Genomic DNA, 3,235 nt, shown 5'->3' on the forward strand with positions numbered 1-3,235 from the left:
GGCGCTGCTGTGCCCCTCGCCGTTGGTCACCGCGATCGCCACGCCGGGCACCTGGCCGAGCAGCGGTTGGGGGTGGGTCGGCGCGGCCTGACGGATGGTGCGCGGCCCGAGCACGCCGACCGCGGCCGGGGTCTCGGCCAGCGGCTGGCGCTCGCGGGTGGCGGTGACGGTGACTGCCGGCAGTCGATCATCGGCAGGGTCGGTGGCCGGTCCGGGTCCGGCCGTCGGTGAGGCCTGGACAACAGGCAGGCCGACGGAAAGCAGCAGGCCGAGCGCCCGACGCCCGGCAGGGGGAAAGCGGTTCATGAGGATGTTCCGATCGAGACGGATGCGCTGCGGGCCGTCGGGGCCCGGGCGCCTGGAAGCCAGCCCGGCGGTCAGACCGCACAGGATGGCGCGCAGGTCACGCCGGCAACGCACCAGCGCCGCGGGCGTGGTCGATCAGGACTGGCTGGGTGGGCCCCGGGAGCGGACGGCGGCCCAGATGAAGAGCGGCCGCGTCGTGCGCAGAAAGCGCTGCGGAACCGTGTGGCTCAGGCCGCTGATGAAGGCGCCTGCGGCGCCCTGCGCGGGCAGGGCCGCCATACCGCCCGGGCCGGCGCACAGCGGGCAGCGCACCTCGCCGTTGTCGGCGCCGCCATCGGCCAGCGCATCCAACCGGCTGGCCACCGACGAGAGCGGGTTGTGCACCGAACAGATCACCAGCCAGGGCGACTGCGCGGTGCGCACGGCCGCCCAGCCAGCGGACAGCGCTGGCAGCAGCGCGGCGAGCAGCAGTGCGGCGGCGGCAAGAGCGGCGATCGATCGGCGGTGGCGATGGCCCATGGTGCAGGGAGCTTATCAAACTCCGGGCCTGCGCCCTCGTCGCCCGGGCCTGCGCCCTCGTCGCCCGGGGCTCGTCGGGCGCCGGGCGCCGGCCTGTGCCGAATCCGGCGCCCGGCGGCCGATGCGACCGGGCGCCGCTGCTACCATCGACGGCTGAACCTCCACTCCCAGGGAACCCTCACCATGTCCGAAGCCCTCATCATCGACGCCTGCCGCACGCCGCGCGGCATCGGCAAACTCGGCAAGGGCGCGCTTGCCGAGATGCACCCGCAGCACCTTGCCGCCGCGGTGCTCAAGGCGCTGGCCGAGCGCAACCAGATCAACACCGCCGAGGTCGACGACATCATCTGGGGCACCAGCGCGCAGCGCGGCGGCCAGGGTGGTGACCTCGGCCGCATGGCCGCACTCGATGCCGGCTATGACATCCGCTCCAGCGGCGTCACGCTCGACCGCTTCTGCGGTTCGGGCATCACCTCGGTCAACCTGGCCGCGGCCACCATCATGTCGGGCATGGAAGACCTGGTCATCGCCGGCGGCACCGAGATGATGTCCATGACCGGCCGGCGCAGCAGCGAAGACGGCCCCTCGCTGATGGACGCCGGCAACCTGCGTCTGCGCGCCAGCCATCCGCAGTCCCATCAGGGTGTGTGCGCCGACGCGATCGCCACCCTCGAGGGCATCACCCGCAGCGATGTCGATGCGCTTGCCGTCGAGAGCCAGAAGCGCGCGGCCCATGCCATCGCCAACGGCCACTTCGACCGCAGCCTCATCAAGGTCTTCAAGGCCGACGGCTCGCTCGCGCTCGACCACGAGGAATTCCCGCGGCCGCAGACCACGGTCGAGGGTCTGGCCCAGCTCAAGCCCGCCTTCGCCACCATGGCCGATGTGCCCCTGGACGACAAGGGCACCACCTATCGCAGCCTCATCCTGCAGAAGTACCCCGACCTCAAGATCGAACACATCCACCACGCCGGCAACTCCTCGGGCGTGGTCGACGGTGCGGCCGCGCTGCTGCTGGCCTCGCCGCGCTATGCCGCCGCCAAGGGCCTGAAGGCCCGCGCGCGGGTGGTGGCGGTGGCCAACATGGGCGACTCGCCCACGCTGATGCTCAACGCGCCGGTGCCGGCGGCTCGCAAGGTGCTGGCCAAGGCCGGCCTCACGGTCGATGACATCGATCTCTGGGAGATCAACGAGGCCTTCGCGGTGGTCGCCGAGAAGTTCATCCGTGATCTCAAGCTCGACCGCAGCAAGGTCAATGTCAACGGCGGCGCGATGGCGCTGGGCCACCCCATTGGCGCCACGGGCTCCATCCTGATCGGCACCCTGCTCGACGAGCTCGAGCGCCGCGACCTGCGTCGCGGTCTGGTCACCATGTGCGCGGCCGGCGGCATGGCGCCGGCGATCATCATCGAGCGGGTCTGACCTGGCCGTCGGGCCGCGGGCCGAAGGCCCGTTCGGCCCGCATCGCGAGACCCGCCACCACACTGCCGAAGGCGTCGCCCATGACCACGGGCACGCCGGGCAGCAGACGGCGGACCGCGTCCTGCAGCACCGCCGCACGGGCCGAGCCGCCGGTCAGATAAACCACCTCGGGGGCGGTTGCGGCCTGGGTGAGCGCTTCGGCGATCAGACGCTCGACGGCCAGGCGCAGAGGTTCGATCGCGCGGACCAGCCGGTCGGCGCCCACCGGTGCCCGCAACCCGGGTTCGATTCGCTCCAGATCGACCAGCACCTCGGCATCCGCGCGCTCCGACAGCGCGAGCTTGGCCGATTCGGCGCGGGTCACCAGCCACAGGCTCTGACCTGACTCGCGCAGGGTTTCCAGGCGTCTTACCTGCCTGGCCACCGCATCGTCGCAGCGTCGGCAGCTTGCCGCGATGGCCGGCCCGGCGCGCAGGAACGCCGCCTGTGCCGGCACGCTGAAGACATCGACCGCGTCGCTGTAGGGCTGGGGCGGCACTGGCAGGCCCGAGCGCTCGCGCAGTCCCAGTCCGAGGGCCGGCATCAGCCCTGCAAAGGCCAGCGCGGTGTCGACATCATTGCCGCCCACGCGGTCACCCACCGAGGCCAGGATGTCCTCGGCACGGTCGTCGGCCGGGTCGTGACGGCCCGGCCTGGTCGAGCGGCCGCGCGCGTCGGGTCCGAGCAATGCCATGGTGCAGTCGGTGGTGCCACCGCCGGCGTCGACGATCAGTGCCACCTGCCGGCGCTCCAGGCTGCGCTCGAAGTCCAGCGCCGCCGCGACCGGCTCGAACTCGAAGATCACCTCCTGCCAGCCGGCATCCCGGGCAGCGGCCTGCAGCAACGCCAGCGCGCGGGCATTGGCCTGCTGCGGGTCGCGGCCGATGCCGCTGCCGAAGTTCACCGGCCTGCCGAAGCAGGCCTGGGTCAGCGACTGGCCAGCGGCGTC

The 3,235-nt window shown here is 72.2% G+C and carries 3 protein-coding genes and 1 pseudogene; 1 reads left to right on the plus strand and 3 read right to left on the minus strand.

The window, feature by feature from the left end:
- Both AC2H6A_RS18965 and AC2H6A_RS18970 read right to left on the minus strand, forming a co-directional pair.
- A pseudogene (locus tag AC2H6A_RS18965) lies at positions 1–306 on the minus strand (hypothetical protein); the annotation flags it as partial.
- A gap of 135 nt (positions 307–441) precedes the next feature.
- A complete protein-coding gene (locus AC2H6A_RS18970; protein WP_484275277.1) occupies positions 442–825 on the minus strand; it encodes a DUF2946 family protein in 384 nt (127 codons plus the stop codon).
- A gap of 183 nt (positions 826–1,008) precedes the next feature.
- Here AC2H6A_RS18970 and AC2H6A_RS18975 point away from each other — a divergent pair, with 183 nt between their 5' ends.
- Positions 1,009–2,247 (plus strand): acetyl-CoA C-acetyltransferase, encoded by a 1,239-nt coding sequence (locus AC2H6A_RS18975; RefSeq protein WP_484275278.1) that lies wholly within the window; start codon positions 1,009–1,011, stop codon positions 2,245–2,247.
- On the opposite strand, the gene AC2H6A_RS18980 is transcribed toward AC2H6A_RS18975, so the two are convergent.
- Positions 2,231–3,235: hypothetical protein (locus AC2H6A_RS18980; protein WP_484275279.1), on the minus strand; the 1,005-nt coding region annotated here is incomplete at its 5' end. The two genes, AC2H6A_RS18975 and AC2H6A_RS18980, sit on opposite strands and share 17 nt — an antisense overlap.

Source organism: Quisquiliibacterium sp., assembly GCF_982640115.1.

Excerpts from the sequence above, each read along its gene's own strand:
- AC2H6A_RS18975 (WP_484275278.1), top strand. The coding sequence starts at position 1,009 with ATGTCCGAAGCCCTCATCATCGACGCCTGCCGCACGCCGCGCGGCATC.
- AC2H6A_RS18970 (WP_484275277.1), bottom strand. The coding sequence starts at position 825 with ATGGGCCATCGCCACCGCCGATCGATCGCCGCTCTTGCCGCCGCCGCA.